Annotated in this window: 15 protein-coding genes; 3 read left to right on the top strand and 12 right to left on the bottom strand. The window is 52.6% G+C overall.

Annotation, left to right across the window (positions count from 1 at the left end):
• The 5 genes from VMT62_17785 to VMT62_17805 form a co-directional block, all read right to left on the bottom strand.
• Positions 1–209 (bottom strand): hypothetical protein (locus VMT62_17785; protein HVN98282.1); only part of this gene is annotated, 209 nt, incomplete at its 3' end.
• 430 nt (positions 210–639) lie between these two features.
• Positions 640–1,530: a metal ABC transporter permease gene (locus VMT62_17790; GenBank protein ID HVN98283.1), complete on the bottom strand. Its 891-nt coding sequence runs from the start codon at positions 1,528–1,530 to the stop codon at positions 640–642.
• 1 nt (position 1,531) lies between these two features.
• Positions 1,532–2,239 (bottom strand): metal ABC transporter ATP-binding protein, encoded by a 708-nt coding sequence (locus VMT62_17795; protein ID HVN98284.1) that lies wholly within the window; start codon positions 2,237–2,239, stop codon positions 1,532–1,534.
• Positions 2,240–2,296: 57 nt separating this feature from the next.
• Positions 2,297–3,226 carry a metal ABC transporter substrate-binding protein gene (locus tag VMT62_17800; protein ID HVN98285.1) on the bottom strand — a complete coding sequence of 310 codons (930 nt, stop codon included), beginning with the start codon at positions 3,224–3,226 and terminating at the stop codon, positions 2,297–2,299.
• Positions 3,227–3,248: 22 nt separating this feature from the next.
• Complete coding sequence (locus VMT62_17805; GenBank protein HVN98286.1) at positions 3,249–4,694, bottom strand: hypothetical protein; 1,446 nt, start codon at positions 4,692–4,694, stop codon at positions 3,249–3,251.
• Between the two features lie 1,205 nt (positions 4,695–5,899).
• On the opposite strand from VMT62_17805, the gene VMT62_17810 reads away from it, so the two are divergent.
• Both VMT62_17810 and VMT62_17815 read left to right on the top strand, forming a co-directional pair.
• The gene (locus VMT62_17810; protein ID HVN98287.1) at positions 5,900–8,872 is read left to right on the top strand and encodes a chemotaxis protein CheB; all 2,973 of its coding nucleotides are present in this window, start codon (positions 5,900–5,902) and stop codon (positions 8,870–8,872) included.
• Positions 8,859–11,030 carry a PAS domain-containing protein gene (locus VMT62_17815; protein HVN98288.1) on the top strand — a complete coding sequence of 724 codons (2,172 nt, stop codon included), beginning with the start codon at positions 8,859–8,861 and terminating at the stop codon, positions 11,028–11,030. The genes VMT62_17810 and VMT62_17815 overlap by 14 nt, the downstream gene beginning before the upstream one ends.
• A 216-nt stretch (positions 11,031–11,246) precedes the next feature.
• On the opposite strand, the gene VMT62_17820 is transcribed toward VMT62_17815, so the two are convergent.
• The 7 genes from VMT62_17820 to VMT62_17850 form a co-directional block, all read right to left on the bottom strand.
• The gene (locus VMT62_17820) at positions 11,247–12,482 is read right to left on the bottom strand and encodes an ABC transporter permease (protein ID HVN98289.1); all 1,236 of its coding nucleotides are present in this window, start codon (positions 12,480–12,482) and stop codon (positions 11,247–11,249) included.
• Between the two features lie 7 nt (positions 12,483–12,489).
• Complete coding sequence (locus VMT62_17825) at positions 12,490–12,897, bottom strand: hypothetical protein (GenBank protein ID HVN98290.1); 408 nt, start codon at positions 12,895–12,897, stop codon at positions 12,490–12,492.
• The gene (locus tag VMT62_17830) at positions 12,894–13,562 is read right to left on the bottom strand and encodes an ABC transporter ATP-binding protein (protein HVN98291.1); all 669 of its coding nucleotides are present in this window, start codon (positions 13,560–13,562) and stop codon (positions 12,894–12,896) included. The genes VMT62_17825 and VMT62_17830 overlap by 4 nt, the downstream gene beginning before the upstream one ends.
• The gene (locus VMT62_17835) at positions 13,555–14,805 is read right to left on the bottom strand and encodes an ABC transporter permease (GenBank protein HVN98292.1); all 1,251 of its coding nucleotides are present in this window, start codon (positions 14,803–14,805) and stop codon (positions 13,555–13,557) included. Before VMT62_17835 ends, VMT62_17830 begins: the two co-directional genes overlap by 8 nt.
• A gap of 74 nt (positions 14,806–14,879) precedes the next feature.
• Entirely contained in the window at positions 14,880–15,377 is a 498-nt protein-coding gene (locus tag VMT62_17840) for a periplasmic heavy metal sensor (protein HVN98293.1), read from the bottom strand.
• A complete protein-coding gene (locus tag VMT62_17845; GenBank protein ID HVN98294.1) occupies positions 15,367–15,840 on the bottom strand; it encodes a zf-HC2 domain-containing protein in 474 nt (157 codons plus the stop codon). Before VMT62_17845 ends, VMT62_17840 begins: the two co-directional genes overlap by 11 nt.
• 64 nt (positions 15,841–15,904) lie before the next feature.
• Positions 15,905–16,453, bottom strand: coding sequence for a sigma-70 family RNA polymerase sigma factor (locus VMT62_17850; GenBank protein HVN98295.1), 549 nt, complete (start codon positions 16,451–16,453; stop codon positions 15,905–15,907).
• Between the two features lie 206 nt (positions 16,454–16,659).
• Between VMT62_17850 and VMT62_17855 the strand changes: the two genes are divergently transcribed.
• Positions 16,660–16,975, top strand: a 316-nt coding sequence (locus tag VMT62_17855) for a metalloregulator ArsR/SmtB family transcription factor (protein HVN98296.1), incomplete at its 3' end; no start/stop codon positions are given.

The raw sequence follows: 16,975 nt of genomic DNA on the forward strand, positions 1-16,975 counted from the left end.
GTAATCATAGCTGAATATCCGGGTTTCCACTGTTTGTCTGGTTCGGCAAAGAGCATTTTCCAGTCGGTCACTGATCGTGTTGGCACCAGTATCCTTTTTTGGCTCATGTCACCCATTCCTGACTTACCGATTAAAGAGAGACTGGTAAGAACGTCGTTGAAAACATCGCGTTGGCGTTCCTCCTGGTCTACAGCACTTATTTTCTTCAATATTACTCTTTTGTGTGTAGGGGCGCCCTTTTTTATTGATTACCACGAAAAAGCATGGATCGCAACATGGAATTCAGAAGTGAATAGTTCAGTCAACAATCATTACCAGTTGAAAGAGCAGAGAAACCGTTAGATTGTCGGGCCGCTGCTTTCAGGAAGGACTAAATAGCATTGCCCCGCATCAATTTTTCAAAATGAACTTTTATTGAAAATTGGCGCTTGCACCTACGAGTCAAGCATTGGGCATATTATGAAGAACTGCGGATTACCGAAAGAAATGGTTGCTCCTGATGGCATCTCAGCCTTGGTAACCTGCCGCCTTCGCCGGTTTCCGGCTCACGTTTCCCGTCCACATATCTCGCACGCATTGCTCCGGTTTGGATGCTTGCAGAGCTATATCACCCCGCTTTTTCCGCAAGTGACTGGCAGTTTAGACTGTGCGGGATTGCTTGGATCCCCAGGAGAGAAACTTGGCAATGACTCCGGCTATCGCATAAATCATCCCGAGAAGGACGACATCGGTCGGGCCGACGGGTAAATCGAATTGATATGCGATCCAGAAGCCGAAAAACGCGGCTGTGCCACCAACCAAGCAGGCAAACGCCGTGAACTGGCGCATATTGCGTGCTAACAAGTGCGCCGCCAGTGCGGGGATCAGCAAAAATCCAAACGCGATGAGCGGACCCACGCTGAGCACTGCCATCGACACTGTCAGGCCAATCAGCAGGTAGAGGAACACGTCCCAGAAAACAACGTTTTTGCCGAGCGTCATTGCCGTGTCCCTGTCGAACGAGACGAGAAGTAGTTCTTTGTGGAAGAGTCCCAGCGCTACGAGCACAAGCATGAGCGTTGCTGCGGTCAGCAGGAGATCGAAGTTGGAGATAGTGATGACCTCCCCTTTCAGCAGGTCGAGCCAGCCGATCTCGCCGTAAGGGTTTTTCGACAGCAGCAGGATGCTCAGCGCAGCCGCCACGACGTATGCAGTGCCGAGTCGCCCTTCTGGTTGGCCGCGTCCACGTCGTTCCAGAAATGCCAAGGTCAAGATCGCAGCGAGAGAGAACGCCGTGGAGCCGACGAATGCGAGCATATGTGCACTGTGCGAGCCGTTATCGGTCAAATGGAATCCGAACCATAAAGGAAGCGAGAGGGCGATAGCGACCCCCGTTGAAGAAATCTGCGGTAGCGCCACGCCCATGAAAACGAGACGGCGCATCACGAGAAACACGCCGACGAGCGGGCAGGCGAACCCCACGAGTACGCTCGTATAAACCGAGTTACGCAAAAGAAAATCGGGCGAAAGGATCTGATGTAATGTTCCCATGTCAGCACACCACCGTTTCAAGTATTTCCGCCATCCGTTCACGCGTGAGCAGTTCGTCCGCGGTGCCGTGAAGAACCTCGTCCTCGCGGAGCCAGATCACGCGCTCGGCATGTTTACGCACGGCCGCAAAGTCGTGCGTGACGAGCAGGACCGTGATGTTCCTTTCTTTTTGGATCTGCGCTATGAACTCCAGCACCGCGTGGGTTGCCGCGTGGTCCACGCCCGCGGTAGGTTCATCGAGTACCAGTGCATCGGGACGCGTGGTCAGTGCACGGGCGATAAGCACTCGCTGTTTCTGACCACCGGAGAGCTCCGCAAACCGTTTGTGGGCGAATTCCTCAGCACCCGCAGCCCGCAGGCACTCTCGGGTAAAGGCACGTTCAATCGACGGGACAAAATGTCCCGGGCGTACGCGTCCATAGGCACCCATCAGGGCAACCTCAAACCCCGTCAGCAGATAAACCGGGTCGAACTGAATGGATTGAGGGACGTAACCAAATATGAGAGGGTGCAATGTGGTGTCGATACGTCCCGCGACCGGTGGAATTAGTCCGAGCAGCGTTTTGAGCAGTGTCGATTTCCCCGAACCATTGGTGCCGAGGATGGCGGTGAAGTCGGCCCGGCCTATCGCAAGCGAGATTCCGGACAGCACGGGCTGGCCATTGTAGCCGATCGTCAGATTGTCAAGTATAATGAGCGCTTTTTCCATATGTCTGTTCTGTCGGGTTACCCGGACAACGCAGGGGCGAACCCCACACCTCCTTTTTTATTTCCTGCCTTGGGCGGCAGTTACCATCGTTTGAATGATGTAGTCCATCATTTTGATATACGTCTCCGTGTTGGGTACGCCACCCGGCATGATGGGCAAGGTTATCAGGGTCGCTCCCGTCTGTTTGGCGATTTGACTCGGCACCTTCTCCGGAAACTGTGGCTCGCGCACGACGATGGGAACATGCTCGGCTCTCATCGATGCGACCAATTCCTCGATGTGCCGCGCGGTCGGATCAATGCCCGGCTTCAGTTCGATGGTGCCGAAGTAGTCCATAGCGAAACGCTCGGCGAAGTACGGCCAGTGCTCATGATAGGAGACGAACTTCACCCCTTTGAGTGGTCTCGCCTGTCGCTCCCACTCGGCGATCCTGGCGTCGAGCTTTGCGAGATAGGCGTCACGGTTACGGGTAAACTCTGCCTGATGCTCCGGGGCGAAGGCTACCAGGGCGTTGTAGATATTTTTTATCGCGGTCTTGGCCAATACCGGGTCGAGCATATAGTGCGGGTTGCCGTACGGATGGACATCACCCGCGGAGTGTTCGGTTGACTTGGGTACGTCACGCGGAACGATGCCCCTCGAGCAGTCCACGTAGCCAGACGTGCCTTTCTGGATGCGTGGATTCTTGCTCGCTTCCAGTAGAGCGGGCAGGAAGGCGTGTTCGCAATCAAACCCGACCAAGACCAACAGATCCGCCTGGTTCATGATCGGCACGAAACTCGGTTTCATGGGAATCCCGTGGGTGTCTTCGACACCCGTGGCGAGACTCCGTACCTCGACCAGATCGCCGCCCACAGCGCGCGTAAAGTCCGCGAGGTCGGTAAGCGTTGTGACAACCCTGATTTTAGCAGCCTGAGCGGGCGTGGCCCACAAGTTCAGTAATCCGATGAGCGTGATAATCAATAGACTCAATGGTCTCGATTTCATTTTGAATTCCTCCTTTTGAAAGTCAGCGTTGCTGCCAGCCGTGCGAGTGCGAACCGATGATCCATGCCCATTGCAGATAAACGGCGTGATCGGGGAGCAGGCCGGACACGGAGTTGTGGTCAGTGTACGTGTATTGAAGGCGAAGCTGACTCCAGTGGCTCAAGGCCCACGTGATGTACGGAGAGTATGCCGTGGTTTTGTCGCTCTTGTTTAGTGCGTTCTCCACCCAGTCGAAGAGCAACCCGGTTGTCCACTGGCGATGAAACTTATAGGCAAGATACGAGTACAGACCGTAGGAGCCGACGGCGCGCTTTGATAAGGTGCCGTCCGGCAAAGTGACGTCGTAACGGTTGTCGCTGTAAAGCACCTCCGTGCCCCAGGTGACGGTCTGGAATTGATTATTACGGAGCGGCCGGTAGCTCAGCACAAAGTCCGTACCCAGAAGTCGGCGCTCACGTTCGGTGAAGGTACTCCCGTCGGGCTGGAGAAGGCCACCACCGAGATCTGTTGTTTTGGGGTTCCACAGGCCTGAAATCCCTGGTTCAAGCGAGATATCGGGCGTGAGGTCAAAATAGGTGGAAGCACGGCCCCAATAGTTTAATCCGCTGCCCTGTCGAAAATCACCCACGTTGTTTGGGGGGATATCGCCGCCAAACTGATTACCCGCGCCCACTGTCAAGCTCACGTAATGCGAAATAGGCAGCAGATAGTTGAGCTGTGCTCCGTCGGTCCTCGATTCTCCGCCGATATATTGATTGAGCGCCAACGGTCTGTTCACAAAGGGCAGTTCATGGTCGTGGATATACGAAAGCCGGCCGAACTCTCCAAAGAACCGGCCCGCTTTCAACTCCAGGTTCCACGGTAGCGAAGTTGTTTGGACCGCGGCCTCCTCCACATTGGCGGTGGATTCTCCGGTGCCCGGATCGGCAGAGGCATTGATCACGGCATATCCCTTGGCAAAGGGATCGACCGATGCGGCCAGGTTCAATTCCACGGAGCGTTGGAACGCATCGAATCCACCCGGCCGGTCACTACCCGTCTGGGCTGAGCCCTTGCTGCGATAGGAGAAGACTGTTTCACCCACAAGACCGATGGAAGGATTGAATACGCTCGGAATCTCTTTCTTCTGAGCCTCGACCACTTCATCAACTTTATCCGACAGTTCTTTTACCTGTTGCTGAATCTGGTCTGACGTCTCCGGTTCTTTGGCCTCGGGAGCCGAGAGCGTGACGGAAGGCTGGGACTTTCTCACTTCCGCTTTCAACTCTTCGATCAGCTTTCGCTGCTCCGAGATAGTCTGCTCCTGTGTCTTCAGGGTATTCTGAAGGGCTTTCAACTCCTGAATGGTTTGTTCTTGTTTCTTGAGTGTCTCCTCGAGGCTGTTAAGCCGCGATTCGAGGTCAGCGGCGAAAGAGGGGGACGCGAAAACGGCCACTAATATTATATATAGTATGCTTCTCACGATCATCTTTATCCTCCTGTAAGAAGATAGCTTCCTCGCGTGCGTGATGAACACGAGTAATAAGTGCATGGATACGTTTAAGAGACTGTGGACCTGGTACTTTTAGGTGGGAGGGCCCCTTACAAAGGAGGGCATTCTGTCTCTTAGGGAGACAAGTGCGGGAACAGAATCGCACGATGCGATCTGTACGTCATGAGACACGATCAAAGAACTGGTGTGATGGGAAATGACGACTGCCTGTTGCGCAGCCACACAAAGGGGACAATCGTTATGTGAAACACCATCCTCATGATGGTGAAATCCCTCGACACAAATCAAAAGGAGGAATGAGGCGAAGAGAAAGAGTCCGAGAAGCTTCTGAGAGTGTTTATGGGTCATATAGTGATTAGGTCCTGTCTCTTTGTTTATAGCATTTGTGAACCTTTGTCAACTGAAGGGGTCCCCGCCTCACTTCCTTTTATGGTTCTCCGCCATAAACATTACCGCTTGAAATCTTCACAGTTTGGGAAGGCTTGCTCGACAACGATTACAGTCAAAAACGTTGAGAAACTGAGTTCCGGGGTGGTACAATGAGTGAAAGCGCGTCAGCCGTTTCTCTGGCGAGCATCTTCCAGCTGTTTCGGGAGGGCGAGGGCTTAGAAATGAAAATCGTCAGAATCATACACGCCGAAGCAAAAACAGAAAGCTTACTCAAAAACAATATTGCGAGATAACAGGTAAGGCCGACTCCACGGCTGAACAGGACCGTCTCTACGGTCGTGGGGCACGCTTTATCCGTATGGGACGTAGCATACGGTATCGGCTCGACGACGTTGTTACCTGGCTCGAGAGTCTGCCTCGTTACAACTCCACCACCGAAGCTGACAATGAGCAGCGCGAAAACCCTTAATACCAACCAGTACTCAGAACTTCTGTTCGGATGGAAATGCCGCTCCATTATGGAAAAAAGCACAGCTGCCCATCCTTACTGAACAGAGCGGAAACAGGTTCAGAAATGGTTCATCCGGCTGGTGCTTGCTTCCTTCCTGAAATGTTGATCGCGGTATTTACTTTAAGATGCAATCTTTCGATTAGTAATCCTTGAGATGATGCCAACAAGGAAGGTACGATCTTACATAGACCCTTGGGTAGAAACACCCCGTCCCACAAATTAGTTTACATTCCCCATGTCATGCATTAGCATATACTTGTGTGAATTGTGGCAGGATTTCATGACGCGGAAACGAACCAAGACAGATAAACCCAAGAACAAACCCGCCGCAGCGCTGCCTGGTAGTATAGAGGGACCGGATCAAGGACAAGGAAGGGACAAGAAGGTTAACCAACCCGGTTTTCCGATCGTGGGCATGGGCGCTTCAGCGGGTGGTCTTGAGGCGTTCGATAAATTTTTCACGCATATGCCGCCTGACAGTGGCGCGGCCTTTGTCCTCGTCCCCCATCTGGATCCGAGCCATGCCAGCATGATGACGGAGCTGATCCAGAGGCTCACCCAGATGCCGGTCAGAGAGGCCGGTGACCAGATGCCGGTTGAGCCCGACCACGTCTACGTGATTCCGCCAAACAAGGACATGTCCATCTTTCGAGGTTCCCTGCAACTCTCGGATCCCACCGAGCCCCGCGGCTCCCGTATGCCCATCGATTTGTTCCTCCGTTCATTGGCCGAAGACCAGGGGGAGAAGGCTATAGGTATCATTCTTTCAGGTACCGGCTCCGATGGCACGCCGGGGCTACGCGCCATCCGGGGAGCGGGCGGCATCGCCATCGTTCAGGACCCGGAGAACGCAAAGTATGATGGGATGCCGAGAAGTGCTGTCAACAGCGGGCTTGCCGATTACGTGCTTCCAGCCGAGAAGATGCCGGAGCAACTCCTCACCTGTCTGAAGAACTTTTACGCAGATCGTGCGAGACCTGCCCCTCTCTTTGTCCAAAAGCCAAATACTCTCCAAAAGATATTCATGCTCCTTCGGTCCCGAACCGGCCACGACTTCTCTCTGTACAAAAAGAACACGATCCACCGGAGGATCGAGAGACGGATGGGCTTGCACAACATCGAGGATCCCTCGGGCTATCTCAGGTATCTCGAAGAGCACGACGAGGAGGTAGGACTCCTCTTCAAAGAACTCCTCATAAATGTGACGAACTTCTTCAGAGAACCCGAAGCGTTTGAGGTGATGAAGCAGGAAATCCTGCCCAGGCTCTTCAAAGATAAACCCGACAATTACGTCTTTCGGGTCTGGGTGCCCGGGTGTGCAACCGGCGAAGAGGTTTACTCCATAGCCATGGTGCTCCGGGAATACCTGAGTGAAGCGAATCGCAACGTGACCATCCAGATATTCGGAACGGATATCGACGAAGATTCGATCGATGATGCTCGTTCCGGCCTTTACGCCGGAAACATAACCATGGACGTGAGCCCTGAATGGTTAAGGCGCTTTTTTATAAAGGAAGAGGCCGGGTACCGCATCAAGAAAGAGATACGAGAGCTTGTTGTCTTTGCCGCGCAGGATATCATCAAGGACCCGCCCTTTACCCGACTCGATCTCTTGAGCTGCCGCAACCTGCTTATCTATCTCGAACCAGAACTCCAAAACAGGCTTATCCCACTCTTCAATTACAGCCTCAAACCCGGAGGGTGCCTCTTCCTTGGTTCCTCTGAAACCATCGGCTCCTTCAGCGATCTTTTTGCGTCCCTTCACAAAAAATGGAAATTCTACGAGAGTAAACCCTCACTCTCGAAAGGCCAGGAGGATCTCACGGCCGGTCTTCCCTGGGCGCACGGATATCGTGATCCTCTAACTCCCGGTGTACCGAAGAAACCGACACAGGTGGACATGGCAGATTTTGCCCAAAAGATACTCATGGCAGATTTTGCCCCCCCCTCGGTGATCGTCAACGAAAAAGGCGATATCCTCTACATCCATGGTCAGACCGGCAAGTATCTTGAACCATCACAGGGTCAGCCAAGTATGAACCTCCTCGCGATGGCGAGGGAGGGATTGAAGTTCGAGGTGCAAACGGCTATCCGCAGCGCAGTTGCGCAAAAGAAAGACGTTATACGGCGGGATGTGCGGGTAAAATCTAACGGAGGTTTTCAAGGCGTCAATCTCATTGTTAAACCATACTTCCATATTCAACAAGGGATTCTCCTCGTGGCTTTCCAGGATGTTGAGTCACCGGCCGCACAAAGGCAAACCAAGGCGAAACCTGCTACAGCCCAAAAACAGGGAAGCAGAGTAGGCGAACTTGAGCGTGATTTGTTGTACACGAAGGAGACCCTGCAGGCCACCATCGAAGAGCAGCAGGCCTCGAACGAAGAACTGAAATCCACCAACGAAGAGTTGCAGTCCACCAACGAGGAGTTGCAGTCCACCAACGAGGAGTTGGAGACATCCAAAGAAGAGCTCCAGTCCGTCAATGAAGAACTGGTAACGGTCAATTCCGAACTGCAGGCGAAAATTGGGCAGTTATCCCAGACCGAAAACGATATGAAGAACCTCCTGGACAGCACAAATATCGGCACAATCTTCCTCGACGACGATCTCCGAATCAAACGCTTCACCCAGAGCGCGACTAAAGTGGTGAATCTGATCTCGTCCGACGTCGGGCGCCCCTTGAGCGACATCGTCTCGAAGCTCAGCTACAAGAACTTGATCACCGATGCACAGCAGGTTTTGGAGACCCTTTCATACAAAGAAGCAAAAGTCGAGTCGAGCGACAAAAAGAATTATCTGATGAGGATTATGCCGTACCGCACGTTCGAAAACATAATCGACGGCGTGGTGATCACCTTCACCGATTTTACCGACGCCCAGAGGGTCTCGGAGGCGCTCATGGACCTGGAGGCAGTCAGGGCGCCTGTATCGATGCTCATTTTGAATAAAGACCTCCGGGTGGTAGAGGCAAACAGATTTTACTGCGGCTACTTCGGCACCAAGAAAGAGGATATTCTCGGCAAATCAATTACGCTTCTCTGGGGCGACAGCGACGAGACCCGTGCGTTGACGGGAGTCCTTCAAGGCTTGCTAGACCGGGATACTCCCGTGAAAGACTACGGAATCGATCACACCTTTCCGGAAATCGGCCGGAAGAAGATCTTCATCAATGCGATGAAGATGATTCGTCGAAAGAAAGCGAAGCAACTGGTGCTTCTCGTTATCGAGGAGGAGGGCCGTGGGGAAGCATAGATCAGAATCGGACGTAACGGCAAAAACGAACAAACAGAATGGCGAAAAGCACTACAAGGAAGCTACGTGCCCTTCAAGTGATGCCGTCGAAAAACTTATCGAAGACCTCCGGGTCCATCAATTCGAACTGGAGACGCAAAACCAGCAGCTCCACCAGGCGCAAGTGACGATCGACGAATCTCGTCAGCAGTATAGCGACCTCTACGATTATGCTCCAGTCGGATATTTTACCTTCGATGCAAAGGGCCTGATCCTGAAGGCCAATTTGACGGCAGCCACTCTGCTGAATACCGCGAGAGGTTTGCTCACCGGCAAACCCTTTGCCAACTTTCTTATTCCGGAGGATCGGGACGCCTTTTATCTTCATCGTACCGGCGTAGTACGATCGGGCACAAAGCAAACCTGCGAACTGCGGATAGGCCGGAACGACGGCGACGTCCTTTACGGATTGATGGAAAGTGTGCCTGTCAAGACTCATGAGAATGCCCCCCTCTCTCTGTGGTCGACTCTCACCGATATAACTGAGCGCAAGCGTGCTGAAGAAGCGCTCCGTGAGGCTCATAATGAACTGGAGCTTCGGGTGCAGAGAAGGACCGCTCAGCTTCGGGAAAGCGAAAAGATCGCGCTGGACCAGATGAGAGAAATCGAGACATATTATCACACAGCCCCCATCGGTCTGTGTGTCTTAGATACTGATTTGCGATACCTGAGAATCAATGACCTGCTGGCCCGGTGGAACGGAGTACCGGCTTCAGAACACCTCGGCAGAACTCTTCGTGAGGTGCTCCCCTGGCTCGCAAATGAGGCGGAGCGGGTGGCCCGTCAGGTCATTGAAACAGGCAAGCCGGTCACCAAGATGGAAATAACCGGAGAGACCGCGGACCAGCCCGGTATCCAACGAATATGGCTGGCTGATTGGTCTCCCATAAAGGACTCCACGGGGACAGTGGTGAATTTGAGTATAGTCGTCGAGGAGGTCACTCAACAGCGCAAGCTCGAAGACCAACTCCGCCAATCCCAGAAGATGGAAGCCATCGGCACCCTGGCAGGTGGTATCGCCCATGACTTCAATAACATGCTCGCTGCCATCCTCGGTTTTACGGAGATGGCCCTCGAAGATCTTCCGGACCGTCCTGATGTAGAGAGAAATCTGCAGAACGTCTCAAGAGCAGCCATGAGGGCACGAGACCTGGTGAAACAGATCCTCGCCTTTTCCCGAAAGGCAGGTCACGAAAGAAACCCCCTGTCCTTAACACCGCTCCTGAAGGAGACGGTCCAGCTCTTACGGGCCTCGATCCCCACCACTATCGATATCAAGCTTGCCATCACCGCAACCTCAGATACAGTCCTCGCCTCTCCCATAGAGATTCAGCAGATCCTCATGAACCTCGCCACCAATGCCTCCCTTGCCATGCAGGAGAGAGGGGGAACCATGGAGGTAAGCTTAACCGACATTGATTTTGAACCGGACTCACCTGTATTTGGAGCAGATGTATCGCCGGGAGAATACGTGCAACTCACTGTAAAGGATACCGGTATAGGTATGGGCCCTGATGTAATGAAGAGGGTCTTTGAACCCTTCTTTACCACACGAGAAGTAGGTAAGGGTACCGGTATGGGTCTCGCGGTCGTCTATGGTATCGTAAAAGACCTTCAGGGTACCATCACCGTTGAGGGTGAACTCGGGGTGGGCTCTACCTTCAGCGTACTTCTCCCCAAGGTAAAGACCGACGCACAGGCAGAGGCTGTACAAACCGTAGAAGTCCCCGGTGGTAATGAAAGAATCCTCTTTGTCGATGATGAGGAGATGCTCGTTGAATGGGGCCGAACCACCCTTGAGAGACTCGGCTACAGAGTCACTGCCATGACAGACAGCCAAAAAGCCCTGAAAACCTTTTCCATTGATCCTTCCCTCTTTGATCTCGTGATTACCGATTATGCCATGCCCCGAATAGCCGGGGCCCAACTTGCCAAAGAGCTTCTGAACATAAGAAGAGATATCCCCGTCATCCTCTGCACCGGCCACAGCGATAATATCTCTCCGGAGAGGAGCAGGGAGATGGGCGTTAAAGAATTCCTCACGAAACCCGTCAGTAAGCAGGGGTTGGCAGAAGCGGTGAGGAGGGTGTTGGATGGCAAAGACTGGCGAGTTAAGTAATATCGGGAAAAGTACCATACGCCGTTTCTTCCCGTAATCCTCAGTTCTTCTTGATATGCCCAATGCAAGAGTTGTAGGTGGAACACGCACTCGCTTCCTTCCTGAAGTCCTCAGAGTCAATAACCCTTAGAATACTGTAAGTTTCAAACGGTAATCTATAGATTTTGTTGTGCACAATAGCAAGGTCTTTTCTCTTCCATGGTAACTACAGGCAAGCTACAGCTTCCTCAGAATATCAACGGGCTTCATGCGCGATGTTCGCCTTCCCATGAAGAAGCTCGCCAAAGCGCCAGCCACGAGCGAAAGCATCAGGGCACTCGCGGTAAGACCCGCTGAGATACTGACCGGAAGCCTTACCGCCGTTACTGCTGTGACCGCGTCTTTTGCAAAGGCGGGTGTAAGGTTGATCTGCCATGGCGTTGACACAGGTATCGACAAAAATCCCAGCCCGTAAGAAATCAGATAACCGGCGACAAGACCGACGAGCCCTCCTGCGAACGACTGCAGCAATGCCTCGCCCATGAGCTGCTTCTGCACGTCCTTTTCAGTCCAGCCCACCGCCTTGAGTATCCCGATCTCGCTTGATCGTGCCACAAGATTTGCCAGCATGGTCTTTATAATGAGGAATATGGCTCCGCCGAGGGCAATGAGAGAAACAAGCCATGAAAACTGATCCGAGATTTTAGATACACCTCCCATGAGTTCAAGGAAGGAGTCGGAGCTCGTGACGGAGATGCCTGGCAACTCCTTGCCGATTTGTGATTTTACCTGGCCGAGCAGCGAAGGGTTCTTAAGCCGTAGATAGATAATGTTGACACCTTCTGTAATGCCTGCCAGTTCTTGGGCATTTCTCAACGGCAGGTAGATATTCGCGGATGCGATCTGGGAGCCTTCCTTAATTTCGACGAGTCCTACTACGGTAAAAGGGTGCTCGCCGATGGTCATTATCCCACCTAACTTTGTGTTATGAAACTTGGCGTAGTGTTTTTCCAGTACGACCTCTCCGTCCTTACCGGGGAAACGGCCCTCGTTGAGCCATTCCTTGACTTTGATGGGGCCAAGGCTCGGTTGGGAAAGATCGACCCCCATGATTGTCCGGAAACCGCCCCCCTCGAACTCCCAGAGGAGGAGGGAAGATGCTGTGGCGGCAACGCCATTGAGAGAACCGAGTTGTTGCAGGTCGGAAGCCGAGAGAAGCTGATTTGAAAAGGGCAGCCGTATGCCCCTCATGGAGAGCGGTCTCTGAGCAGCATCGTAGGCACGCTTCTCCGGCTTTTGGACGACCAGATCCGCGCCAAGGTTTTTGAAGGGCTGGCTTACCGCCTTCTGGTACGCAGTGGAAACCGCATTGATCGATACAAACAGGGCTATGCCTATAGCAATGCCGAGCACATTCACAAGTGTCCGCTGATGGTGGTGGCGAAGCTCGTCGAACACATAACGGAAATTCACGATACCCTCACTTCTTGCCGGTAGCCTGGTTGAGGGCGGATTTCAGATCGTCGAGGGTCCATTTGCCCTGAAAAAAGCTAGGGCCGGAACCTGTGGGGAATCCGCTGAATGTTATCTGGTTTGTCCCCACTGTCCATTTTTGCTTGCCATCAATCCAGACCACAAGAGGCACATGCTGATTGATCCCCATCTTTGCCATGAACTTCTCCCCCTCCTGCGTGTCGAAATCGTACCAGGAAACGGCCAACTGGTTGCCGTACGCGGAGAAAGTAGCTTTCATCTTATTGATGGTATCCATCAGGGGGCCGTGGTTCATGTAGAGCACATCGACCTTGACGGGTGTTGCCGCATGAAGTGTCGTACCAAAACAAAGAGCGAACAGAACCAATGAACAGACCAAAAGAACGTTTTTCATGACATCACCTCTCCATCGTGCATGCGAATCAAACGATTCGCTGTTTTTGCGAGTTCTACGTCGTGGGTCACCATGAGAATGGTGACACCTTCCTTCGTGTGGAGCCTGTTTAAGATTTCCATGATCGCATCTCCCGTGGCAGAATCGAGATTACCCGTGGGCTCGTCGGCAAAGAGAACCTTGGGGCGGTTGATGAGGGCTCGTGCGATGGCGACCCTCTGCTTCTCACCGCCCGAGAGGGCAGACGGAAGATGATCCGTCCTGTGTCCCATCTCCATTTTCTCGAGCAGTTCCATCGCACGTTTCTCCCGCTCTTCGCCGGGCATCTTTATCGGAAAGAGGGGTAGCGCCACATTCTCCCACGCCGAGAGCGTGGGGATAAGGTTGAAAGACTGAAAGATGAACCCCACGTTGTTTCTGCGAAAGAGGGCAAGCTCATCTTCTGACGCGCTGGTTATATCCGTGCCATCCAACACAACTTTGCCAGCAGTCGGTTGTTCCAGTCCGGAGAGGAGCGATAAAAGCGTTGTTTTACCAGAGCCTGACTTGCCCAGAAGACAAACGAACTCGCCCGTGGCAACCGAGAGCGATACCCCTTTAACGACGGTGAGATCGCCGTATCGTTTGCTGAGTTCGGTTCCAGTTAGGATTGTTCCATTATTCATGTCGTAAAACCTCCGAAGGTTTGATTGTCGCTATATTTCTTCCCAGCATTGTGCCCGTGAGACCCCCTATGACTACGCAAAGCAGAACGGAAAATGTGGCCAGAGTCCATGACACATGTACGGGAAGCCTAAGTGTTTTGAAGATCTGATCGCCGCCGCCGGGCAAGAAGTGCGGGGTGGGGCTCATCTCCCAGGGGATCGGGATGTTGACCTTCATAAAACTCAATCCGTACGCCGCTACGAGGGCTATTGCCAATCCCAGCATACCTGCGAGGAAGCACTGGGTTACAGACTCTGACAGGAGCTGCGTCACCACGTTACGGTTCGTCCAGCCCACCGCTTTGAGCACGCCTATTTCTCTTGTCCGCTCGGCGATGTTGCCCGCCATGGTTTTGAAGGTGATGAGGACAGCAACGATAATAGCGATCAGGGAGGCTGCCATCGTGAGTTTGCCGGAGAGAGCAAAAAGGTTGCCGAGAAGCTTGAGGAACGATTCAGGGGTACCGATGGCGGCCTTCTTGTCAACGATGTCGGGGATAGCCGCGGCCAGCGCTGTAATCTTGTCCTGATCGGCCTTGATAAAGAGAAGGTTAACGTCTGCCTGCTGAAAGGGCGAGACCGACTGAACCTGAGGAGAGTCAACGGCAAGCTTCTGTGCTTCCGCTAACGGCACATACACATTGGCGACCGCGATCTTTGCCGCCCTGGAGGCGTCTATCATCCCCACCACCGGATAGGAGTGCTTGGCCACCGATATTGTGTCACCCACTTTGATATTGAATTGCCGGGCGTAGGAGTTCTCGATAAGCGCTTCTGATTTGCCATCTTCCAGAAAACGACCTTCCGTAACGGCGCGAGAGAGCGTTGCGGGTCCCACGGCATTCTGCTGTTCGATGCCGAGGACGATCCAGGCCCTGTTCGGGTCGAAAACCCACAGAAGAACTGCCTTGCCTATGCCTCTCACCCCCGCAAGGCCCTCGATCTTCTTTACCTGGTCATCACGTATAGTTTCAGCCGAACAGGGGAAGACAGACCCTTCAAGCTTTTCCGGTACGTTGCCGGGTCGTTGCACCGTGATATCGGCCCCGATCTCTTTGAGCGGTGCATGCGCGGCCTGCCGATATGCAGCCGAGAGGGAGTTGAGGATGATCAGAAGGGCAACCCCTATGGAAAGCCCAACGATCGCCGCAATGGTCCTCCGTCTCTGGTAATAAAGTTCGTTAATCAAGTAGTGCAGGTTCATTCATATTCCTCCGTATTGCGATACTCCGTGATGACAAAGTAACCGGGAGCGATCCGCTCTTTTGAAATTGCCTGTTATGGACATACCGCCTCTCTATGCTCCCCCATCGCGTTTTCGATCATGTCCATGAATTTCTTTTGCTGATCCTTGTTGAGCATGGACTTGAACTCGATCATGTGGGAGATAACGGTCCTCTGCATCTCCTCCTGTTTCTGGTTGATCTCAGTTATGGTAGCCTCGATCGCCTTGTTGTCGGGGTTATCCGCCCGCATGAGGGCGAGCATTGAACCCCTTAACCGGTCCACTTCCTCTCTCTTCTTCATGAGGGCGCTGTGAAACAGTAGTGCCTTTTGCTGGAACAGCTTCATCTGTTCGGGTTTCAGGGATAGCTCTTCGAAGAGCATGCCCGGGCCGTAGGGTGCAAACGGAGCCAGTGTGCCGTGCGGTCCCGAGAACTGGGCCATGTGGTGATATCGGGCTTCCTTGTAATGGGTGTAGACCGCACTACCAAGAAGCGAGACATTCAAGAGCAGGGAAAGGACGAGGATATATTTCAGAATATTACTTTTCATCGGTTGCCCCCATTAGCTTCACATAGACCCCTCCTATTGAATTCGGAGGCGTTGCCTGGAACAGATCGAGAGAAAAGGATTCCTGTATGGTTGGTTGCCTTACGGGTGTTCTATCCGATACAAGAAGATTTCCAGAAATTACACCGATCAGCATAACGACCACGGCGAATGCGACTTCCGCGGTCCGCAAGAAGAGCGGCTTGCCGGTAACGAGACGCCACAATCGCGAATACGCCGGCTGCTCGTTTTGTTCCAGGTTCGCCATGACCCTTGTCGCAAACCCTAACGGGGCCGTGTAATTCTCGGCAGAAACGAACAACTCATGGACCGACCGGACATCTTCCAGTTCTTTCCTGCAGGCTGCACATTCCTCAATATGAGCTGTGAACGCTCTTCTATCGTCTGTGCTGAGTTCTTCATCCACATAAGGGGAAATCATTTTTCTTATCCGGGAACATTTCATTTTGTTTCCCTCCATATAGTTAAACGATGGGGATTCGATTTTGTTCCAAAAATCTTTTGTCACCCTAAAAATCTTTCCGCAGATATCGCCGAAGTTCCTCTCGTGCTCTCGATATGCGGGATTTGACCGTCCCGATTGATGTGTCCAGAGTCTCGGCAATTTCCTCATACGATAAAGCCTCGATCTCTTTCAGAACGATAGCCGCCCTGAGTTTTTGCGGGAGCTTTGCAAGGGCCGCGTGGATAAGCCCGCCCGTTTCTTTCGATTGATAGAGATGTTCAGGCGATGGATCGGGAGACGCAACATTCTCCACGAACGTTTCGTCTTCGAGGGGTTTCGGGTAAGATCGCTTGTTGTAATCGAGACAAGTGTTAACGGCAATTCTATAAAGCCATGCATAGAGGAATGACGCGTCGGGCTCGAGAGCCACAAGCTTTCTATAGGCCTTGATGAATACATCCTGTGCAGCGTCCTGTGCCTCCTCAGCGTCTTTCAGCATGTAGCGGCAAAGGTTGTAGACCCTGTCCTGGTATTCGTGGACTAATTGCTCAAAGGCCTTTCGGTCGCTTCGTTTGAGCCTCTCTATCAGATCAGGATCGTTCCGGGCTTTCATGACACCTCTCTATATGATAACGACAAAGAACGACTTTTGTTCCAAATTTCTTTCATTTAAGACGACATCCGTATCTTTCGGCGAAAAATTGCCGAACCATTTCCCCCTTGCGATAGAATATTTAACCACATACTTTTCTTTTATATTGACAAATTTATTTAAGTGGTCAATAATTCATTTAAGTATATACTTATCTAAACATCACTATGAATGACGTTATTTCAATTCTTAAGGCCATTGCAGACGAAAGCCGCTTTCGTATCCTCAACCTGCTCCTGACAAATGATTTTTGCGTTGGGGCTCTGTCAAGCCGTCTCGGTATTTCCAAAGCAGCCGTATCTCAACACCTGCAAGTGTTGAGGAAGGCAGGGTTGGTGAGAGGAGAGAAGCGGGGATATTGGACCCACTATACGGTTGAGCGAAATCTCTTGCATGAGGTTGCCGGCGCCCTTATAGAGGCAGCCAATCGCACGATACGCGTTGAAGCGGTCTGTCGGAGGGGATCTCTTCAACATATTGACA

It is taken from the genome of Syntrophorhabdaceae bacterium, assembly GCA_035541755.1.
In the GTDB taxonomy this organism is placed as follows: Bacteria; Desulfobacterota; Syntrophorhabdia; order Syntrophorhabdales; family Syntrophorhabdaceae; genus PNOF01.